The sequence below is a fragment of the Collinsella sp. CLA-AA-H167 genome, from assembly GCF_040095305.1.
In the GTDB taxonomy this organism is placed as follows: Bacteria; Actinomycetota; Coriobacteriia; order Coriobacteriales; family Coriobacteriaceae; genus Collinsella.
Map to the genome: position 1 here is coordinate 1 of NZ_JBBNGA010000006.1, position 20,572 is coordinate 20,572.

19 protein-coding genes and 1 pseudogene are annotated in these 20,572 nt (G+C 57.5%); 7 read left to right on the forward strand and 13 right to left on the reverse strand.

The window, feature by feature from the left end:
- Positions 1 to 138 precede the first annotated feature (138 nt).
- From AAAT03_RS05090 to AAAT03_RS05100, 3 genes are all read left to right on the forward strand, one after another.
- Complete coding sequence (locus AAAT03_RS05090) at positions 139 to 999, forward strand: 4Fe-4S binding protein (RefSeq protein ID WP_349102736.1); 861 nt, start codon at positions 139 to 141, stop codon at positions 997 to 999.
- A gap of 35 nt (positions 1,000 to 1,034) precedes the next feature.
- A complete protein-coding gene (locus tag AAAT03_RS05095) occupies positions 1,035 to 1,997 on the forward strand; it encodes a redoxin domain-containing protein (protein ID WP_349102737.1) in 963 nt (320 codons plus the stop codon).
- Positions 1,998 to 2,214: 217 nt separating this feature from the next.
- On the forward strand, positions 2,215 to 5,469 hold the full coding sequence (locus AAAT03_RS05100) for an ATP-binding cassette domain-containing protein (RefSeq protein WP_349102738.1): 3,255 nt from the start codon (positions 2,215 to 2,217) through the stop codon (positions 5,467 to 5,469).
- Between the two features lie 73 nt (positions 5,470 to 5,542).
- On the opposite strand, the gene AAAT03_RS05105 is transcribed toward AAAT03_RS05100, so the two are convergent.
- The 5 genes and pseudogenes from AAAT03_RS05105 to AAAT03_RS05125 all read right to left on the reverse strand — a co-directional run bounded on the left by AAAT03_RS05105 (position 5,543) and on the right by AAAT03_RS05125 (position 9,407).
- Positions 5,543 to 6,676 (reverse strand): hypothetical protein, encoded by a 1,134-nt coding sequence (locus AAAT03_RS05105; RefSeq protein WP_349102739.1) that lies wholly within the window; start codon positions 6,674 to 6,676, stop codon positions 5,543 to 5,545.
- Between the two features lie 63 nt (positions 6,677 to 6,739).
- On the reverse strand, positions 6,740 to 7,267 hold the full coding sequence (locus AAAT03_RS05110) for a DUF3592 domain-containing protein (RefSeq protein WP_349102740.1): 528 nt from the start codon (positions 7,265 to 7,267) through the stop codon (positions 6,740 to 6,742).
- A gap of 321 nt (positions 7,268 to 7,588) precedes the next feature.
- Positions 7,589 to 8,061 (reverse strand): annotated as a pseudogene (locus AAAT03_RS05115) (flavodoxin).
- An 82-nt stretch (positions 8,062 to 8,143) separates the two neighbouring features.
- The gene (locus AAAT03_RS05120) at positions 8,144 to 8,383 is read right to left on the reverse strand and encodes a hypothetical protein (protein WP_147350670.1); all 240 of its coding nucleotides are present in this window, start codon (positions 8,381 to 8,383) and stop codon (positions 8,144 to 8,146) included.
- Between the two features lie 4 nt (positions 8,384 to 8,387).
- Positions 8,388 to 9,407, reverse strand: a complete 1,020-nt coding sequence (locus AAAT03_RS05125) for an aldo/keto reductase (RefSeq protein WP_349102741.1) — start codon at positions 9,405 to 9,407, stop codon at positions 8,388 to 8,390.
- Positions 9,408 to 9,545: 138 nt separating this feature from the next.
- On the opposite strand from AAAT03_RS05125, the gene AAAT03_RS05130 reads away from it, so the two are divergent.
- Positions 9,546 to 10,430 carry a LysR family transcriptional regulator gene (locus AAAT03_RS05130; RefSeq protein WP_349102742.1) on the forward strand — a complete coding sequence of 295 codons (885 nt, stop codon included), beginning with the start codon at positions 9,546 to 9,548 and terminating at the stop codon, positions 10,428 to 10,430.
- Positions 10,431 to 10,475: 45 nt separating this feature from the next.
- Complete coding sequence (locus AAAT03_RS05135) at positions 10,476 to 11,429, forward strand: tRNA-dihydrouridine synthase family protein (protein ID WP_349102743.1); 954 nt, start codon at positions 10,476 to 10,478, stop codon at positions 11,427 to 11,429.
- Between the two features lie 156 nt (positions 11,430 to 11,585).
- Here the strand turns inward: AAAT03_RS05135 and AAAT03_RS05140 are convergent, their stop codons facing one another.
- The 5 genes from AAAT03_RS05140 to AAAT03_RS05160 form a co-directional block, all read right to left on the reverse strand.
- A complete protein-coding gene (locus AAAT03_RS05140) occupies positions 11,586 to 11,852 on the reverse strand; it encodes a ribbon-helix-helix protein, CopG family (protein WP_117655604.1) in 267 nt (88 codons plus the stop codon).
- An 8-nt stretch (positions 11,853 to 11,860) separates the two neighbouring features.
- Positions 11,861 to 12,127, reverse strand: a complete 267-nt coding sequence (locus AAAT03_RS05145) for a hypothetical protein (RefSeq protein ID WP_349102744.1) — start codon at positions 12,125 to 12,127, stop codon at positions 11,861 to 11,863.
- A gap of 57 nt (positions 12,128 to 12,184) precedes the next feature.
- Complete coding sequence (locus AAAT03_RS05150; RefSeq protein ID WP_349102745.1) at positions 12,185 to 13,471, reverse strand: hypothetical protein; 1,287 nt, start codon at positions 13,469 to 13,471, stop codon at positions 12,185 to 12,187.
- A 285-nt stretch (positions 13,472 to 13,756) separates the two neighbouring features.
- A complete protein-coding gene (locus tag AAAT03_RS05155; RefSeq protein ID WP_349102746.1) occupies positions 13,757 to 14,002 on the reverse strand; it encodes a glutaredoxin in 246 nt (81 codons plus the stop codon).
- A gap of 51 nt (positions 14,003 to 14,053) precedes the next feature.
- Complete coding sequence (locus AAAT03_RS05160; RefSeq protein ID WP_349102747.1) at positions 14,054 to 14,881, reverse strand: TipAS antibiotic-recognition domain-containing protein; 828 nt, start codon at positions 14,879 to 14,881, stop codon at positions 14,054 to 14,056.
- A gap of 141 nt (positions 14,882 to 15,022) precedes the next feature.
- On the opposite strand from AAAT03_RS05160, the gene tsaA reads away from it, so the two are divergent.
- Positions 15,023 to 15,760, forward strand: coding sequence for a tRNA (N6-threonylcarbamoyladenosine(37)-N6)-methyltransferase TrmO (gene tsaA / locus AAAT03_RS05165; RefSeq protein WP_349102748.1), 738 nt, complete (start codon positions 15,023 to 15,025; stop codon positions 15,758 to 15,760).
- 112 nt (positions 15,761 to 15,872) lie between these two features.
- A complete protein-coding gene (locus AAAT03_RS05170; protein WP_349102749.1) occupies positions 15,873 to 17,084 on the forward strand; it encodes an aminotransferase class I/II-fold pyridoxal phosphate-dependent enzyme in 1,212 nt (403 codons plus the stop codon).
- Between the two features lie 96 nt (positions 17,085 to 17,180).
- Here AAAT03_RS05170 and AAAT03_RS05175 read toward each other — a convergent pair whose 3' ends face one another.
- The 3 genes from AAAT03_RS05175 to AAAT03_RS05185 are packed head-to-tail and all read right to left on the reverse strand — an operon-like array spanning position 17,181 to position 20,507.
- Positions 17,181 to 17,660 carry a pyridoxamine 5'-phosphate oxidase family protein gene (locus AAAT03_RS05175; RefSeq protein ID WP_349102750.1) on the reverse strand — a complete coding sequence of 160 codons (480 nt, stop codon included), beginning with the start codon at positions 17,658 to 17,660 and terminating at the stop codon, positions 17,181 to 17,183.
- A gap of 41 nt (positions 17,661 to 17,701) precedes the next feature.
- On the reverse strand, positions 17,702 to 18,196 hold the full coding sequence (locus AAAT03_RS05180; RefSeq protein WP_349102751.1) for a response regulator: 495 nt from the start codon (positions 18,194 to 18,196) through the stop codon (positions 17,702 to 17,704).
- Positions 18,180 to 20,507 (reverse strand): transporter substrate-binding domain-containing protein, encoded by a 2,328-nt coding sequence (locus AAAT03_RS05185; RefSeq protein WP_349102752.1) that lies wholly within the window; start codon positions 20,505 to 20,507, stop codon positions 18,180 to 18,182. The genes AAAT03_RS05180 and AAAT03_RS05185 overlap by 17 nt, the downstream gene beginning before the upstream one ends.
- Between the last annotated feature and the right edge of the window lie 65 nt (positions 20,508 to 20,572).

Here is a 20,572-nt window from a genome sequence, read left to right on the forward strand (position 1 = left end):
GCCTCCATAGCCTCTCCACCTGCGGAAACGAGGCGATAGCCAGGTGCCGGGGGCTATTTCCGCGTTGCGCTAGCTGCGGAAACGCGGGGTCCGTTCAGACTGTTGCGTTGAGATTGAAAATCAACCAGATTTCGCGGATTGATTCAGGCGGCGGCAACGCTTGCGACCAATATTCACCTGCCTAACTTTGCCAAGGGAGGCATCTACCAGGGGGCGGGCAAAGCCGTCTGCGTGCCGGGGCTCAACTGCTACTCGTGTCCGGCGGCCTCGGGTGCGTGCCCCATCGGGTCGTTTCAGTCGGTGGTGGGCTCGTCTAAGTTCAGCTTTTCGTATTACGTCACCGGAACACTCATTCTGATCGGCGTGCTGCTGGGACGTTTTGTATGCGGCTTTTTATGCCCGTTTGGATGGCTGCAAGAGCTTCTGCATAAGATTCCCGGCAAAAAGCTCTCGACGAAAAAGCTCAAGCCGCTCACGTACATCAAGTACGCCGTGCTGCTGTTTGCCGTGGTGCTACTGCCCGTTCTGGTAGTCAACAATGTGGGCATGGGCGACCCGTTCTTTTGCAAGTACATCTGTCCGCAAGGCGTGCTCGAGGGCGCGATTCCGCTGTCCATCATGAATACGGGAATCCGTTCCGCGCTGGGAAAGCTCTTTACCTGGAAGCTCGCGATCCTCATTGCGGTTGCGGTGTTGAGCGTGCTGTTCTACCGCCCCTTCTGCAAATGGATCTGCCCCCTCGGTGCGTTTTATGCGCTCATGAACAAGGTGTCGTTGCTGGGGATTCAGGTTGACCAGTGCAAATGCGTCTCGTGCGGCAAGTGCGCCAAGGTGTGTCAGATGGACGTGGACGTTACGCGTACGCCCAACCATGCCGAGTGCATTCGTTGCGGCAAATGCGTGGGCGCGTGCCCCGTCGATGCTATTAGCTTTCGCTACGGGCTGGGTGTGACGGGCGACAAGCTCGCGCAGCCCACGCAAGCCCGCGAAAACAAATAGGCACCTATATAAGTTTCGATATAAACGGAGGAACCATGAAACTGTCAAAAATTGCGGCCTTGTTGATGCTGCCCGTGCTGGCGCTGACTCTCGCGGCGTGCTCTGCCCCCAAGGGCGACGCGAAGGATGCCACGAGCGGCGATGCGCAGATTACCGAGCTTATAGCGCAAAAGCCGTCGAGCGCCGAGGAGGCGGCCGAGCTGTACCAGCAGCTGCTGCAAAAGGAAAACGAGATCTTTGCGAGCGATAACGCCCTATGGGAAAAGGTGTTTCTTGCGGCCAACAAAGACACTCCCATGATTGAGGACGGCAAGAACTACGGCGACTTTTTGCTTGATACCATCGAGGGCGCCAAGGATCAGTTTACGGCTGACGAGCTCAAGACGCTTAAGGCCGGCGCACAGCAGGTCAAGGAGATCGAGGATAAGCTCATGGCGCTGGAGAAGGAGTTTCCCGGATGCGGCAGCACGCCCGGCGAGGGGGAGAGCGTCGATGCCTCGACCGCAGGCATGACCAACGGCGAGAGCGGGGAGACGAAGTTCCCCAGCTTTAAGGGCAAGGACTTGGACGGCAACGATGTAAACAGCGACGAGCTGTTCTCCAAGAACAAGGTCACCGTCATGAACTTTTGGTTTACCACCTGCAAGCCGTGCGTGGGAGAGCTGGGCGATCTGGAGAAGCTCAACAAGGAGCTTGCCGAGAAGGGCGGCCAGGTCGTGGGCGTTAATTCCTTTACGCTCGATGGCAACAAAGACGAGGTGGCAGACGCCAAGGACGTACTTTCCAAGAAGGGCGTGACGTACAAGAACATCTGGTTTAAGTCGGATAGCGAGGCCGGCAAGTTCACCTCCAACTTGTACTCGTTCCCGACCACCTACGTGATCGACCAGAACGGCAACATCGTGGGAGAGCCAATCATGGGCGGCATCAACTCCGCCGAGCAGCGAGAGGCGCTCAACAAGCTGATCGATCAGGCGCTTGCTAAGAGCGGGCAGTAAGTCCGAATGTGACAAAGGGGCAGCCCCTTTGTCACATCGTCGATGTTATGTGCGGGATGGTGCGCCACGTGGCGTGCCGTCCCGTTCGTTATTTGGGGCGGTTCCCTACATTTCTCACTGGTACCGGCAGAAAACGGGGATAGAGTAAGACAAACGCGTCGAATACGAACGGCGGAGGAGAGCGGGCGGGGTGCCTGCGCAGGAGAGGTTGCCGTCCATGCTGGAGCTCAAAGGAATTTGCAAAAGGTACGTTACGCAGTCGTTTACGCAGGTGGCGCTCGACAACGTAAGCCTGGCTTTTCGCGATAACGAGTTCGTGGCCATTCTGGGTCCCTCGGGTTCGGGCAAGACCACGCTGCTCAACGTTATCGGCGGACTCGACCACTTTGATTCTGGCGACCTGCTGATCGACGGTATTTCGACCAAGGACTTTCACGATCGCGATTGGGATGCCTACCGCAACAACCGCATCGGCTTTGTGTTCCAGAGCTATAACCTCATTCCGCATCAGACCATTTTGGAAAACGTGGAGCTGGCGCTGACGCTCACGGGCGTGGGGCATGCCGAGCGTCGCCAGCGTGCGCGCGAGGCGTTGGAGAAGGTCGACCTGGGCGAGCACGTTAACAAGCGCCCGAGCCAGCTATCGGGTGGGCAGATGCAGCGCGTGGCCATCGCCCGCGCCCTGATAAATGACCCTGAGATCGTCCTTGCCGACGAGCCGACCGGCGCTTTGGATTCAACGACATCCGTACAGGTCATGGACTTGCTTAAGGACGTTGCGCGCGACCGCCTGGTCATCATGGTCACGCACAATCCTGAGCTGGCGTACCAATACGCCACGCGCATCGTCAACCTGGCGGACGGCAAGATCACCGACGATTCCGACCCCTTTGATGTTGCCAATGCCGCGCGTCGCGAGGCCAAGCCTACGCGCAAAACCTCGATGAGCTTTGTGACGGCGCTGGGGCTTTCTGCTCGAAACCTCATGACCAAAAAGGGCCGTACGGCCATGACTGCCTTTGCGGGCTCGATTGGCATTATCGGTATCGCGGCGATTCTGGCGCTTTCCAATGGCGTAAACGGCTACATCAAAAAGGTCGAGGAGGATACGCTCTCGAGCTACCCGCTCACCATTTCCAAACAGGATTACGACCTGTCGTCCATGATGGGCGGGCAAGGGGCCGCGGATGATGACTCGCCTGAAAACGTGAATTCGTCCGACGACAGTGCTGGCGGCAAGGCTAAGGGAACCGATAAGATCTCCGTTGTCACGGCCGTAAAGGATATGTTTGCGAGCGTTAAGTCCAATGACATGACGAGCTTTAAGGCATGGCTCGATGCCGGTGGCGACGGCATCAATAAAGAGGTCAATGCCATCCAGTACGGCTATGGCGTGACGCCGGTTGTCTATCGTGCGGGCAAGGGTGACGAGAAGCCCGTTCGACTTGTTCCCAACGCTATGACCGAGGCCATGAGCGGCGGCGCGAGTTCGGCGGCGACGGTGAGCATGGAATCCATGGGAACCTCGGTCTTTAACGAGATGATTGACGACCAGAGCCTGCTCGATAGCCAGTACGATGTCGTTGCCGGCCATTGGCCTACGTCTGCCAACGAGGCCGTGATGGTGCTTTCGAGCCGCGGCACGGTGGGTGACTACACGCTCTACAGCATCGGTGCGCTGGATATCGATGAGCTCAACGACCTGGTTAACAGTGCCATGACGGCCGACGGCAAGGTCGAGACGCCCAAGGCCGGCACCGACTTTACCTACGACGATGCGCTGTCCACGACGTTTAAAGTGCTGTCGCCGTCCGATGCCTATCGCAAAAATGAAGAGACCGGCATGTGGACTGACATGTCTGGCGATGCCGACTTTATGACGGCCAAAGTTGCCGACGGTATTGACGTGCGCATTGTGGGCGTGGTGCGACCCAACGAGACGGCCAACGCGAGCGCATTGACTCCGGGCATTGCCTATACGCATGCGCTGACATGCCAGCTTATGAAGCGCGCCGCCGATTCGCAGATCGTGCAGGAGCAGCTTGCCCACCCCGAGACGGATGTCTTTACGGGTAAAACCTTCGACGAGCTGCAGGGCGAGGCCAAGCAAGGTGTGGATCTGAGCAGCATGTTCAGTGTGGACGAGGCGGCGCTGAAGAGCGCGTTCTCTCTCGATTCGTCTGCGCTCTCGGGTGCGGCCGGCGGCATGGACCTTTCTAGCCTTGATTTGTCCGGGCTGGATATTGACCTTTCGGGTGTTGGGCGAGACATCGACTTCGGTGACATCATGGCCAAGGCGCCGGCCCCGGATTTCTCGGGCATCTTTGACGGTCTGGAGCTCACGCCCGAGCAAATGCAGCAGGTGGGAACGCTTGCCAATCAGCTGTTTGAGGGCTTCCTTCAGTCTGATCAGTTTAAGGCACTGTCGCCCGAAGATCTTAAGGATGCGTCAAGGCTTGCTGCCGCATTCTCGACGTATCTTGAGAGCGATACGGCAGCCCAGCAAATCCTGGCCCAGCTCAAAGCGCTTGGCGGCGATGCCCTGGCCGAGCGCCTGCAGCAGGCGATGAGCGACTATGTGCAAAAGCAGCTGGCTCCGTATTTGCAGCAGGCTATGGATCAGGTGACAAAGGCAATCAGAGAGCAGATTGAGGCGACGGTATCAACTCAGCTCAAGGCGGGTGCGGCAGGACTCATGGACCAAATGGCGACGCAGATGTCGTCGAGTTTTGCCAACCTGGCGAGCGCCATGCGCGTGGATGCGGGCGCCTTTGCTCGTGCCATCCACTTCAACATGGACGCCGAGGACCTGAGTTCGCTCATGATGAGCTATGCCAAGGCTTCGAAACTCACCTACGACAACAATCTGACCACGTTGGGCTATGCGGACGAGGCAGACCCCATCTCGGTCAAGATTTTCCCGCGCGACTTTGAGGCCAAGGAGCGCGTGCTCGATCACATCGATGCGTACAACAAGCAGGTCAAAGCTGCTGGCCACGATGAGCAGGCAATCTCGTACACCGACTACATGGGCATCATCATGGGCTCGGTGACCGACATCGTGAACACCATCAGCTTGGTGCTCATCGCATTTGTGAGTATCAGTCTGGTGGTGAGCTCCATTATGATCGGCATCATCACCTACATCAGCGTGCTGGAGCGCAAAAAGGAGATTGGCATCCTGCGCGCGATTGGCGCGTCGAAGCGCAACGTGGCCAACGTGTTCAACGCCGAGACCTTTATCGAAGGCCTCATTGCCGGCGTCTTTGCCGTTGTCGTCGTAGTGGCCGTGAGCTTTCCGGTTAATGCCTGGGCGCTTGCTGCCAAGCAGGTTCCTAACCTGATGAGTCTGCCCGTGCAGGATGCACTGACGCTCATTGCGATTTCGGTGCTGCTGACGGTCGTTGCCGGCCTGCTGCCGGCCCGCAGCGCATCCAAGAAAGACCCCGTGGAAGCCCTGCGCTCCGAATAATGTGACAAAGGGACTGTCCCTTTGTCACATTGGATGAAAAGGCGCGGGAAGGGGGTGGCCCCTCCTGCGCCTTTTAGTTTGTTTTACCCATCAGCGTAATACGGATGCTTGGATGGGTGTACTCGTCAAACTCGTCCTCGGGCTCCGTGTCAAACGAGTAATACGCTTTGATGTGGTCGTCGCTCGTCCTGATAGAGATTCTCTCGTAGAGCGAGCCGTTCAAAAACGTTTGCCTAAACTCTTCGGGGAGCTTATGCGGTGCCAGGAGCTCGGGGCTCACCGTCTTGACGTCTACGGTTTGAACGGCAGAGAACAGCTCGTCAAGGTCGCGCTCGATGCGGGCGAGGTTGTCCTCAAGGCTCGCGCTGGGGTCGACCTCTGCCGCGTAGCTCACTTCTGTGAGCGTTCCCTTGTTGTCAAAATCCAGGTACGTATAGGTCTTTTGGGCATCGGAGTCGCCGTCGTGCAGATAACAGCGGACGTGATAGCCGTAATCTTGATATCGCTCGTAGGGGTCATCGGCGGACACGTACTCGCATGAGGACTCTAATGCCTTGCGAGCAATGGCGATCTGCTCAGCCGCGGCCGCGGCGTTCTCCTGCATCTCGATGTTTCCCTGCGCCAGCTGCGGGATATAGGCGCCGCATACGATCGCGAGGGGCAGCGCCACAAGCGCGACGATCCACTTTTTTGCATGGGGGATAGGTACGCCACAGGCCTCTGCCATAGCCTTCGCGTTGGCGAAGCTCTCGGTAAGCACGTCTGCCGCGGTGGCGACGGCGCCTACGGCAGCGGCGACTTCTGCCGCGTCGCCCAGGTTGCGCGCGGTCTCGTTGTCGCTGTTCTTGAGCAGGCGCGCGGCGGCCTGCGTGCCAACAACGCCTGCGATTTGTGCCGAGCGGTCTTTCTCGCTCTGCTCGACGGCGAGCCGGCGCTGCATTTCCTTCCACTGCTTGCCACGCATGCCAAAGCGCGGGGCGAGAGCGCAGTAGCAGAATATAACGAGCTCGATGGCGGTGAGCACCAAGGCGGTCATCATGCCTGTCTCTTGGAAGCCTTCGTGATGGAAGACGATGTCGTCGACCATTTCGAAAGGAATGATCGATAAGGGCAGCACGAATGCCATGGCAAGCGCCGCGCCGGCAACCTTGGGGCAAATGCAGTATCGCTGGATGCGCTTACGTTCTTGTTCGGAGAGTGTTGCCATAGCTGGTCCTTGGTGTCGTGGCGGTCGTTGTGGCGCGCGGCGCGCGGGATGTATCAGTCTGAGCTAGCGCTGGATAAGAACATAGAGCAAAATACTCAGCGCGATGAGCAAGATACCCGCGATTTTAAACATCAGCGTGGCAAAGTCGCCCACGATAGGGCGCTCGACATAGCTCTTGTCTGGGCTGCTGGGGTTGTAGTGCACAGTCATTTGGCTGCCGAGGGGCCAAAGCTGCTCTGCGAGAGTATCTAGGCGTGTGATGGGTCCTGTCTGTACGTGCAACCAGCCCTTGGCGTCTTCGTACGCCGCGCTTTGCGTGCGGACGGGGAGTCCCGACAAGCTTTTGGTCTTTACGCCGCGGAATTGTTTTCTCACGTGGTACCGCGTGCCGTCGACGGTGTACTCCAAAACGGGATACATTCTGCCTTCGCCCATAAAGCGGTGGTCAATGACCGTTCCCATGATCATAGCGGTGCAGGCCTTGGCTTTCCTGCGGGCGGCGGCTTTCATGAGCGTGCTCATTCCGATAAGCAGGATGCCGATGCCTCCAACCGAGATGAGCGCGAGCAGGGATATCTGCGACGTGGTCACGGCGTTCTCCTTTGGCGCGATACCGTCATATGAGACTCAGTATAGAGAATCCCGCCATCGATGAGTGCATGGTCATGCGGCTAAAGTGTCTTGACGGCTCGATGGGTTCGCCATTTGCGCCTTCTCCGGTCCATACAAAAAGCTGTACGTCAGCATTCAAAGATGTCAAAAAATGTTGACTTTGGATGTTGACGTACATGTTTTGGAGTGGATGAAAGGTTAGGGTGGCGACTTTGGAATAGGGCAGGCGCTCCTATATCCACTCGATGATGCCGCTTTCATCGTGCTCGCCGCGCCGCCGATTTGTCGGCCTTTGTCGCGTTAGAGGTACCTTGCCGCGAACTTCTCGAGGCTGGCGTTGCTTGCGTTGTTGAGAATGCCGCCGTCAACGATCTTTGCGCCCGGAGCGCTTGCCCTAAGGACCGACGCCGTTTTGCCCATTCCGCTTCCGCCCGAGGTGGCAAACAGGACGATCGTCTTGCCTGTCAGGTCGTAAGACTCAAGGAATGTGTTGATAATCGCCGGTGCCACGTACCACCAGATGGGGAAACCCAAAAAGATGGTGTCGTAGCCTTCGATGTGCTCCACTCTAGAGGTTATGGCAGGGCGGCAGGAGGGGTCGGCAGCCTCGAGTGTGCTGCGGCTCTGCTTGTCGCGCCAGTTAAGGTCGGCGCTTGTGTATGGATTGGCGGGCACAATGGCGAACAGGTCACTGTCCGTCACGCGAGCCAAGCGGCTCGCAACGTCCATCGTGGTTCCGATGCGCTGAAATATGCCACAAGTGCCTTAGTCATTGGAGTTCCTTTCGTTGCTGCGGTTTAGGCTTTATGGTGAGGCAGTATTTGGTGCCATGGTGAGGTGCTATTAAGTGCCGCCTCATGGCCGCGATACCGAGCGGCTTGAACAGCATCCGGTTGAGGCGTTGCGTAGCCGATAGATGAGATAGTCAAGGCATTCGAGCTTCTGTTGCCCCGCGTGTATATCGTTGAGCAATTCGCGGCGATGCCGTTTTAGTAGGCAAATGCGCGCACAGTCGCTGGCAGCAGTGCCGTATAGCTCGATAAACTCTTCGCTGCAACCGGCGTCGCGTAGGCCGTCGATGATGTTGTCGTCCATGGCATCACTTTGTGGTTTTGACCTTGGTGGTGCCGGCAAGCGGCTTTTCGCCGGGACGGGCCTTGGGGCCAACGAGCGCGTGCGGTTGATAGAGCTCTTCGAGGAACTCGATCTCGGCGGGCGAGAGCGTTACGTCGAGCGCGGCCACGGCATCGTCGACGCGCTCGGGCTTGGAGCAGCCCACGATGGGGGCCGCCACACCACGTGCCCAGTGCCATGCCAGCGCAATCCTCGACATCGGCACGTCGTGGTCGGCGGCAATCTTGGCCACGCGCTCAATGACGGGCATGTCGATGGCGCGATCATCGTCATACTTGTTGGCCATGGTCGTGTCGGTGGTGCCACGTGTGCTCGAGCTTTCCCACGTGGGGTGGCAGAGGTGTCCCGACGCCATGGGACTGTATGGCGTAAGAGCCATGTCAAACTGGCGGCACACCGGAATCATCTCCCGCTCGTCCTCTCGGTACAGCAGGTTGTAGTGGCACTGCATGCTCGTAAAGGGCGCCCATCCGTGGTCGCCCGCGACGATCTGCAGGTTGTGCAGCTGGTAAGCATACATGGCGCTGGCGCCGAGTGCGCGAACTTTGCCCTCGCGTACCAGGTCATTGAGTGCTCCCATGGTCTCTTCCATGGGAACGTCGTAATCGAAGCGGTGAATGATGTAGAGGTCAAGGTAATCGGTGCCCAAGCGCTTGAGCGAGCCTTCGATCTCGCATTTGATGGCGTCGGCGGAAAGGCCGCCCTCGTTGAAGTGAACCTTGCTAGCCAGCACGACGCTCTCGCGAGCGATTCCCAGATTGCGCAGGGCGGCGCCAATGTACTCTTCGCTCGTGCCAAAGCTGTAGCAGTTCGCGGTATCGATAAAGTTGATTCCGGTGTCGAGTGCGCGTTTGATGACGGCGCGTGTGTCGTCGGGTCCGATGGTCCACTGATGAAAGTCGGGGCTGGGCTCGCCAAAGCTCATGCCTCCCAGGCAGAGTTTAGAGACTTTAATGCCGGAATGGCCAAGGGTCGTGTACTGCATGGTGTTCTCCTTATCTTTGAGGGGATGGCTATAGCGTACGTTGATAGGTTAATAATGTATATTGCTCATATCGACTAGCTAGGTATACGAATACCAAATGGCTGGCGAGTGGAATACCTTGTCTGAGTTGGGGGTGCAATGGAACTACGGACGTTGCGTTACTTTTTGGCGGTGGCGCGTGAGGAAAACATGACCGAGGCGGCAAATGTGCTGCATGTGACGCAGCCTACGCTGTCACGTCAGATTGCCGATCTTGAGCGCGAACTGGGTGTCGAGCTTTTTGAGCGCACCAATCGATCGTGCGTGCTCACAAGCGACGGCATGCGCCTGCGTCAACGTGCCGAGGAAATCGTCTCGCTGGTGGAGCAGACCGAGCTGGAGTTGGCGGATCGGGAGCTTGGCATTGCGGGCGTTATCCGCATTGGCGCCGGTGAAACCAAATCGATGCGGCTGGTGCTCGACGCGTTTACAGAGCTGCATCGGGATCATCCCGGAGTGACGATTGAACTCTATACCGGCAACGCCGATGCGGTGGAGGAGCGCTTGGAGCGCGGCCTGCTCGACTTTGCGCTGTTGCTGGAGCCCGTTAACATCGAGAAATACGAATGGATTCGTATGCCCGAGGCGGATCGAGTCGGTGCCGTTGTCGCCGCGGGCGATCCATGGGGTGAGCTTGACGTGCTGACGCCTGCGGACGTGGCGAAGATGCCGCTGCTGGTGAGTTCGCGCACCTCGAATCGGGCGCTGGACCTAGAAGCGTGGGCGAGCGGCGCCTTCACCGTCGACGAGCTCAACGTTGTGGGGCATTTTGACCTGATCGGCAACGCGTCACATCTGGTGCGTTCGGGTGCTGCGTGTGCGGTTAGCATTGGAAGCTTGCTGCAGATAGATGAAGGCAGCGATTTGCGTTTTGTCCCATTTGAGCCGCCGCTCACCATTGCGTCGTATCTGGTGTGGAAAAAATATCGTCTGCGTTCTCGCGCCTGCGAAGAGTTTCTGAACCGTTTGAATGGGAGGATGTGACAAAGGGACAGTCCCTCTGTCACATTGATTTGAGAGTGGATGTTGATGTTTTTATCGCTGGCCCCCATGGAGGGGATTACCGGGCATGTGTTCCGTCGCGTGCATGCGGAGTGTTTTGGTGCGCTCGATTGCTATTACACGCCGTTTTTGCCGCCGCCGCGCGTGGGGAACCGCTTTGGCGGTAAGACGTTTAAAGAGGTCGATCCCGCCAATAACCAGGGGCTGAACGTGGTGCCTCAACTGATGTCCAAGAACGCGGACGAGTTTGTGTGGGCGGCACAGGTGCTCGCCGACATGGGTTATCACGAGGTCAATCTCAACCTTGGCTGCCCCTCGGGCACGGTTGTAGCCAAGGGGAAGGGCTCGGGTTTCTTGCGTAATCTCGACGAGCTCGAGGTGTTCTTGAGCGACGTGTGCGAACGCTCGCCGTTGCCGGTGTCGGTCAAGACCAGGCTGGGGTTGGAAAGCGACGACGAATACGAGCGTGTGCTTGACCTCTATTGCCGCATGCCGCTGGCAGAGCTGATCGTGCATCCGCGCGTGCAAAAGGACCGCTATGCGGGTTCGCCGCGCAAAGAGTTTTACGGCGAGACGCTGGAGCGGGCGCCGTTCCCGGTGGCCTACAACGGCGACATCTTTGATCTTGAGGAGATGGATGCGCTGGTGGAGGCCTATCCCGGAACGCGTCACGTAATGTTGGGGCGCGGCTTGCTTGCGAACCCCGCGCTGGCTCGCATGGTTAAGGGCGGCCCTACTGCCACGGCTGCTGAGCTGCAGCGCTTCCACGACACGCTGTTTACGGCATATGCGGAAGAGATTGGCGGCAATGCGGTCTTTCGCATGAAGGAGTGGTGGTTCTACGCCAAATGCGCCTTCGCCAATCCCGCTAACGTTCACAAGATCGTGCGCAAGACCAAAAAGGTCGACGAATACCGCGCCGCCGTCGAGCGCGTCTTTCGCGAGCAGCCGCTCGCGTCTGCCGCCCGCTTTTGCGGCTAAATGTAGTCGTTGGACGTTCTTAAACGACTAGTCATTAAAGAACGTCCCCAATGACTATGCCCCGCTTGCCTCTTAAAAGCTGTACGCCAGCATCCAATGATGTCGAAAAATGACGCTTTTGGATGCTGGCGTACATGTTTGGGCTCGGCGGGGGGACTAGGCAATCATTGCGTCGAGCGTAATGAGCTCTCTGAGTCGCTCCGTGCGTGTTTGTCCGTGGCGCTTTGCCTTTGCGTCAAACGCCTCGAGAACCGACTCACCTACACGTGCCGATAAAACAACGCTGGGCTCATCGGAGATTGGCGGCCTTCCCAGCTTGATGGTGCGACCCTTCGGCCACTCATCTTTTTCGTATGCCTCCGCGGCCTTTTCTAGTTCTCCGGGAGCAAACCCCATCATCTTTTCGAGCTGCTGAGCGTCCATAGCGCCTCCTATCGATCAATCCCAAGTTCTCTGAGCACCTTGCGCGTAGGAGGGACAAGGGCGTGGTAAATGATGTAGCCATCTCGATCGGGACAACATCGAGCGATGAGCTCCATAAGACGGTTTCTTCCATCAAGTCCAACGAGAACGTAATCGATGTCTCCATTTTCAAGATCACGCCTGAACCATGCGAAAGCGGAGTTCCAGGCGCAGGTAATATCCGTCTCCGTCAGCCCGTGTTTGAGGGCATGGGGGTGGATTGCGATGAGCTCCATAAGGGCCTCTCTTTTTGTATACAGTTTTGTAAACAAAAATGCAAGCAGTTAATAGGGTTAAGCAGCCTGTTTTGGTTGGACTTTTTGATGTAACGTCGGCACCGGAGGCTCTGCTACTTCATCGCTTTTAAGTTCGGCATGCGAGCGTCCGTTGAACTCCCAGAGAGGAGCGTTTTCATAGACTATTGCGAGGAGCTTGGAGACCTTGTATATCTTCGATTGTTCGTAAAAATCGGGTCGTACGACGATCAATAGAAATTCGGCATCTTCGGTTGTTTGTTGCGCTGTCGGCATGCCGTTGAGACCAATAGAACGCAAGAGCTTTGCCACGATGAAATCGAACTCGGCCTCTCTTGCGTGAAGGCTTGCGGCGCTCAGCTTAGAATCATTCAAGATATACAGCTTGAGATTATTAACAGGCCGTGTGTAGCTGGCATATCCGCAGACGACGTCCTCATAATCGAGTTTTTCGATTGGATGCTGTTCATGACCAGCGAATATAGCTGCCCTCCTGCTCTGAACGCGTCGTTCGCGTAGCGAACGCATTTCCTCGGTGTACTCGCTATGGCGTTCGTATTTTCGATAAGAGTATCCGTAGTCGTCGTAGTAATAAGGGTTATTTTCGACCGTGTCGTCTAGTTCCGGCGCTATGAGGTACAGCTCTCCGTCCTTGGATAACATGCAGGGGTTGTCGATGCGCCCCGACTCGTCTCTGATTTTCCAAATGGTTTCGTTTACTTCGAATATCGAGACTGGTTTGGGGGCGCAAGAATTGTAAAGCTCAACAAATTTCTCGAGTGAAATGATTCCGCAGGCATCTGTATAAGCGCGGGCAAAGCGCCAAACTTCTTGGTTCGATATGAGCTCGCGGAATTCCCTGTTGCTAGGAGCATCTTGTGGACTCTGGTATCTAGCGTGAAGCGCGATGTGCGATGAGGACCACTTGTTGTCTGCCGCGACGTTCATGAGCTCTAGGCGCAGGTTCTCGTTTGCGACGCGAGCGAGTGACTCATAGTGAGCTAGGCCAAGCTCTGACCGAAAAGGCACGCCCTTGGGTACCGCGCGAGCGAGCTTAATACAGCGCGTGAGATAGGATTGTCCCACGCGGGGACCAAAGCGCTTGTGCAGATGGCTGCCGACAGGGGAGAGCAGTCCTTTGAGGTTGGAAATTGAATATCCGGCAGTTTCTTGTTCGAGACGACGCCCGATGAGCAATGCCCCCTCCAGCGAAGTCCCATGATCGATGCTCTTTTGATTGAGGTTCTTGGCTTCAACGATCCTGCTGATATCTGAACAGGTGCTTGATACGGTGTCGGACGTAAAGGTTGGAATCTTTTTTGCCATAACGATGCACTCCTGTGTGACTCACGGATAACGGAAACGTTTGGTTGTGAGTGCCGTTCTTTGATGGCGACGACGAACAGGAGCGCAGCCTGTCTGAGATGGACGAGTGCGGTAACCACCGATCTTACTTACCGAGCTCGCTCCAGCGTGTCATTGGGGACCTCCGCAGGAGCTCTCGACCAGCCTCATGCCTTGAAGCGAGTATAGCATAAAAGCAAACGCATGTTCTATATAGTTGAGAAAGTGAATCCCTATCTACTCATTTAAGTACGTCCCCAATGAGTGCTAGAGCAGGTTCTCCTGCACCCATGCGATGATGTCGCTCGATTCGTAGAGCGGCTCTCCGTCAATGAACAGGCAGGGAACTTGGCGCTTGCCGCCGACGGCGATGAGCGTCTGCTCGGCATCGGGGTCGGTCGAGATATTGCGCTCGGGGATGGTCACGCCGTTATCGGCCAGGAAGCGCTTGACCTTAATGCAATACGGGCAGCCGGTCATAACGTACAGCACGAGCTCGTGATCAGTAGCCATGGGTCTCCAATCGGTTGAGGTTTCGATTGAGATACCCAAAGCCGCCGCGGTCTATGCGCGAGCCAGCGACGACTCGATGGCCTGGACCAGAAACGCCGTGGCGCCTGTGCCGCAGGGCTTGTCGTAGTAGTCAACAAAGCGCTGATCGGCAAGATAGCCGTGGGCGAGGCCCAGATACGCTTCGTCCTGGGGCTCGGCTCCCCAGTTGAGGCCAATCCAACGGCGATGCATCGCAACAAGTTTTTGGGCCTCGCTACTCTTTGGATCGCCGTCGCCCATGGCAATCGAGAGCTGGCCCAGAATAGCGCGTTCAAGTTCTTTCATGTCGTTCCATGTCTGGGGATCCATGTCCAGTAATGCTTCGTTTGCCGTATCGATGGCCTCATCGCCATAGCGCGCCCGTGCTTCGGCACCGTAGCGCTCCTCGTTTTCCTGCACGGTGCGCCAGCGCTCCAGCTGCGGCAGAACGGCGCCCATGAGCGAGACGGCCTCGTCGAGCGACATGCCGGTGTTTTGCGCCAGACGCGGAGCGCAGTCCTCGATCATTGCCTCCATCGTGGTCTCGTAGGTGTACTGGCCGTGGTCGTAGCACCACTTGCAGTAATGGTCGGTCATGGCGCCCGTGGCATCAGTGCCGCAGTCGTCGGGCGTGAGTATCATGCCGCAGCTCTGGCAGTAGTGCTCGGGCATTTCGAGCAGGTGAGACAGGGGCTCGCCGGTCACGGCGGCAATGAGCTTCATCATGTCGATGCCCGGTGTGACCTCGCCGCGCTCCCAACGACTGACGGCTTGGCGTGTGACGAAGAGCTTGGCGGCGAGTTGCTCTTGGGTAAGGTGATGGGCGCGACGGACAGCAATGAGCTTTTCTGCGAAGGCCATGATGGCTCCTTTCTGCTGGTTGATGGCCTAAGCATACGCGACAGCAGGTGCCCTTCCAAGCAACCGTTGGTTGCGCGACGGGGGACCGCGGCGGAGAATTGCGCGCAACGCCCTACATCTCCATGCCGTACAATGACCGGCATGGAACCTATCGCACACATACATACCGACCTGCCGCAGAAGTTTGGCATTCCGCGCAACAGCTTTTTGGCGCCCCATCTGCAGGGACGCATCGTCTTTGAGCCGGAATTTGCCTCCAACGCAGCGGTTGAGGGTCTGGACTCCTTCTCTCACCTATGGCTGTTGTGGCGCTTCGAAAACGGAACGCCCGGCGGCACGGCTAAGGACATAGCTACCGATGCCAAGACGCAGGACAGGTCTGGCACCAATGCCAAGTGGTCGAAAACCGTGCGCCCGCCGCGCCTGGGTGGGGCCGAGCGCGTGGGCGTGTTTGCCACGCGCAGTCCGTTTCGTCCTAATCCCATCGGGCTCACCTGCGTCAAGCTCGATCGTGTCGAGCTCACCGATGATGGCCCGATCATCCATATACTGGGGGCCGACCTGCGCGACGGCACGCCCATCTACGATATCAAGCCCTACATTCCGTTTGCAGACTGTCACCCGGACGCGACCGGCGGCTGGATTGAGGATGCTCCGTGGCAAGAGCTCGACGTCGAGTTTCCGCAAGCGCTTCAAGACATGGTCCTGCCCGCAAAGCTCCCTGGCTTGGTTGAGGTTCTTCACCAGGATCCGCGCCGCGCGGGCAGCAAACACGAGCCAAGCCGCATTTACCACTTGGCTTACGCTGGGCTCGACATATCGTTTACGGTCGACGGAACCAGGTTGACGATAACCGCTATCAACGACGCGCAAGACTAACCAGCCGTTCGTCCGCACCCGCCAAATTAAGCGCCAAACCCCGCTCCAAAACCGCCCACGCTGTTGGACAATAACGCCTACCAAAACAATCCGCTTTGCACGGGAGCCCAGCATGAAATACGACTTTACTTCGCTTATCGACCGCCACGGCATGGACGCCATCGCCGTTGACTCCTGGGGCGAGATCCCCGGCATGGCTCCGAACGCACCTGACGAGGGCTTCGACCGCATTCCCATGTGGGTGGCTGACATGAACTTTGCCACGGTGCCCACGGTCCAGGAGCACATCATTCAGCGCGCCCAGCACCCCATGTTTGGCTATTTCAATCCGCGTGACGAGTACTTCGACCGCATCATCGAATGGCAGAGCCGTCGCAACGGCGTCGAGGGCTTGGCGCCGGAGCATATCGGCTACGAAAACGGTGTGCTGGGCGGTGTCGTGTCGACGCTGCGCGCGTACGTCCAGCCGGGCGATGCGGTGCTGGTCCATAGCCCCACCTACATCGGTTTCACCAAGTCTATCGAAGCCGCGGGCTATCGCATTGTCCACAGCCCGCTTAAGCTCGACGACCAAGGCGTGTGGCGTATGGACTTTGAGGACATGGAGCGCAAGCTCGCCCAAAACCACATCCATGCCGCGGTGTTCTGCTCGCCGCACAATCCCTGCGGCCGAGTATGGGAGCGCGACGAGATCGAACGTGCCATGGACATCTATCGCCAGCACGATTGTGTGGTGATCTCGGATGAGATTTGGTCCGATATCATCCTGCCGGGTCACGAGCATATCCCGACGCAGTCGGTGAGCGAGGATGCCCGCATGCGCACGGTTGCCCTCTATGCGCCCAGTAAGACGTTCAACCTGGCGGGCCTGGTCGGCAGCTACCACATCATCTATAACGAGACGCTGCGCGACCGCGTGAGCGCCGTGTCCAACAAGACCCACTACAACGAGATGAACGTCCTTTCGATGCACGCGCTTATCGGCGCCTACCAGCCGCAGGGCTACGAGTGGGTTGACGAGCTCAACCAGGTGCTTGCCGGCAATATCGAGTACTTCTGCACGTATGCAGAAAAACATTGGAAGGGCGTCGCGTTTTCGCGCCCGCAGGGCACGTACATGGTGTTCCTGGACTGCACCGAGTGGTGCCGCGAACATGGCCGCAATATTCAGTGGCTGCTCGACGGAGGCGCGCGTGTGGGCGTGGGGTATCAGGACGGCCGCCCGTTCCACGGGCCCTGTCACATCCGCGTGAATCTGGCACTGCCGCTTTCGCGGGTAAAGGAGGCGTGTGAGCGCCTGGACCGCTACGTTTTTGGGGTATAGGGGGCGCTCGATTCGAGCGCTGCCCCATGCGCCCACGCCGTCAAAATGCGTGGGCGCATGGGGCACAGAGGGTAGCGAGCGCGTTTTCCGCATTCGCTACTTTTCATGGATCTGCTTGCCGCAAAGATGCTCAATCGAAATCTCGTAGAGTTGGACGCCCTTGATGTCTTTGGCGATTTCCTCCTCGACTTCTTCGGCGGAAGGGTAATACTTAAGCGCGAGCTGGCGGACTTTGTCCTCGATAAACGCGGGGGCCTCATCTACCAGACGGCAACGGCCAAAGACCACGGTACTCATAACATAGGGAGCCCAGTCATCGTCCTTGTACCACTCGTTGCCGTAAACGGTAAAGCAGACTTTGTCATCACGCCTGAGTGAATCGACCTTGTGGCCAGCCTTGGCGCCATGGAAATAAATCTTGTCGTGCTCGGTGTCAAAGAAGTAGTTGACGGGAATGGCATAGGGGTAGCCATCATCGCCGTTGACGGCAAGGACGCCGCGCTTGCAGGTAGCGAGCAGTTCGCGCGCTTCCTCGTCGGTGATGGCGCGTTTCTTTCGACGTAAGGGCCTAAACATCGTTGGCTTCCTTTCTACTGCGCATGGTGGTTGAGCACAAACTATAGCGAAACAGCCCCGTTTTTCTTGATACAGGCGAGTATGTTTTTGAGCTTGCTAAAGTCGAGCGGTTTGGGCAGATGGGCGTTCATGCCGGCGTCGTGTGCCGCCTTGGCGTCTTCGGCAAAGGCGTTGGCGGTGAGCGCGATGATGGGGATGTCGGTTGCATCGGCCTTCTCGCTCAGGCGAATCGCGCGGGTTGCCTCGTAGCCATCCATACCCGGCATCATAATGTCCATCAGGATCGCATCGAAGCTGCCAGCGGGATGACCAACGTATAGGTCGACCGCTTCGTTGCCGTCGGCGGCCCGCGTTACGACGATGCCTTCGCTTTCGAGCAGGGCCTGGGCAATCTCGGCATTGAGCTCGTTATCTTCTGCCAAAAGAACGTTCATGCCGGCAAGCGAGCAACTGGTTTCCTGCTTATCCGTACGTTCTTTTGCCTGAGGGTTCTTGTCGATCTCGAGCGGAATCTGGACGTTAAACGTACTTCCCACGCCAACATTCACTCGAAATCTCAATCGTGCCGCCCATCATATCGATGAGCGATTTGACGATAGACATGCCAATGCCGGTTCCTTGGAACTTGCTGCGCGCATCGTCGCCTTCCTGGGCAAACGGCTCGTAAATGTGTGCCAAAAACTCGGATGTCATACCAATGCCGGTATCCGAGACGCTAAAGCAAAACACGGCGTGCTCGTCGTCGACCGGTTTGATGGTCGATGAGAACGTGACGGTGCCTCCGTGCTTGTTGTACTTGATGCTGTTGTCGAGCAGGTTGACAAGGATCTGCCGAATATGGGTGGGGCTGCCGATCATATATTGGTCGACAGCGTAGGGCTCGCTGGTGTCGAGCATGGTTATGCCGCGGTCCGATGCGCGGAGCTTGCACAGTACGAGCGCATTGTCGCACAGCTCTTTAAGGTTGAATGATTCGTGCTCGAGCGTCACTTTGCGCTCCTCGATCCTGCCCATCTCGAGGATGTCGTTAATCAGCGACAGCAGGTGATTGGCGGCAACGCGCGCCTTGGCGCGGCTTTCGCGGGCGACCTGCATGTCGCCTTCTCTCAATTCCTCAATTTCGATAAGGCCCAGGATGCCGTTGAGCGGCGTGCGGATGTCGTGGCTCATGCGCGTGAGGAAAGCGGTTTTGGCGGCGTTGGCGGCATCGGCTTTCTGCCGTTCCTCCTGTGCGCGGTAAAGCGACCAGACAAGGATGACGATGCCGGTGAGCAAAATGCAAATGACGACTGCCGCAATGACGATGCGGTTGCGGTAGAGAAGTCGGAACGCATCCGATTCTTGCGCCGAGTACGATGTGGGGAAATAGCTGTTTGCAGAGAGCGATTCACCTGCATTGACGATGCCCTTATTGATGATTCCCAGCAGCTCGGGCTTGCCGCGCGAAATTAAACACGATAGTTGTGCCGTGTTGGTGAGTTCCTGTGTTTCGAAATCCTCGATGTCGTAGATGTCGCGGAGAGTTTCCAGGCGCGTGCTGGGGACAATGATGCAACGTGCCTTCCCCTCATCGAGGGCTTTGAGCACCTCGCCGTCATTCGAATACTCGGTTACCGTTGCGTTCGGAAAGAGACTTTCGAGCTCAAAACGGTTAACGATTGTGCTCTTTGTACAAGCGATGTTCTTAAGGTCGCTGTTCAGGTTTTTGCCACTGTGAATGGCGGTCAGCGAAACCGTTCCCATCGAGTTTGACTGGATGACCCCTGTCTGCTCGGCGAGCCAGTAGTCGCGAAACAACGGCAGGGCGACATCGATGGTCCCGTTGGAAAGGGCTTTGATCATTTGTTTGTTGCTCGAGAGTGCGATTGTTTTGACCGTAATGCCAAACTTGTCGTGCAACGTCGTTGCAAGCGAGGCGAGCGACCCTTCCATCTCGCCGTCGTCATTTTGCGTACAGTAGGGAAGTTGGTTTTTAAGATAGCCGATCGTGATGGTATTGCCGTTTTCTTTGAGCCAGGTGGTCTCGGGGCCGGTGAGCGATGACGAGCCACTGTTTTGGGTCGAGTAACTCGATTTGACTTCCTCGTTATAGCGTGGGTTATCGCGGGCGATGGTCGTCATGGCGGCGTTGATGTCGTTCATCAGATCAGGGCGGCTTTTGGGAACGGCAAAATAGTAGTCGCTCGAGCCTACGTAGAACATGGGTGACGCATCGGGCGACGAAATGGTGTCGTTCATGATGACGGCGTCGACCTCGCCGTCTGCAAGCGCCTCAAAGAGGGCACTGCCGGTGTCGATTTCTTTATAGGTGCAGGTAACGCCTTCGTCGGCGAGCCACTGCTGGCCGACGATAGTTTGCATAACGCCAGAGTTGCAGCCGATGGTGAGGCCTTGGAGCGCCTGGGGGTCACCCTTGGCCAGGTCGTCGCGGTCGGGCCTGGCGTAGATGTAGTAGCGCTCGGTGCCCTCGGGGTTCGAGGAAAAGAGCAGCTTCTGCTCGCGTTTTGCCGAATACGAGATGTTGGGCATGAGGTCGATTTCGCCTGCCTCGAGCATGTCCATAAGCTCGGAGAAGGTGCCGCTAACGTATTCGTATTGCCAGCCCTTTGTGTAATACGAGAGGGTCTGGAGGTACTCGTAGCCCCATCCCGAGAGGCGCTCGCCCGGCGTGCCTTCCTGGAAGCCTTTGTTGTTGACGAGCCAGCCAACGCGGACCGTCTTGACCTGCCGGTCGGAGTCGGCGGCAAAGGCGGGGGCGGGCATGACGGCGCTCAGTATGGCGAGCGCGGCAAGCGCGACGGCCAGGGTGCGATATAGAGCCAAGCGAAAGACAGCGGAAGGTTTCACATGAAATCCTATCGAGTTGAGACAGTTTCGCATAAGGATACCAGCTCAGCCTGCCCATTCAGCCG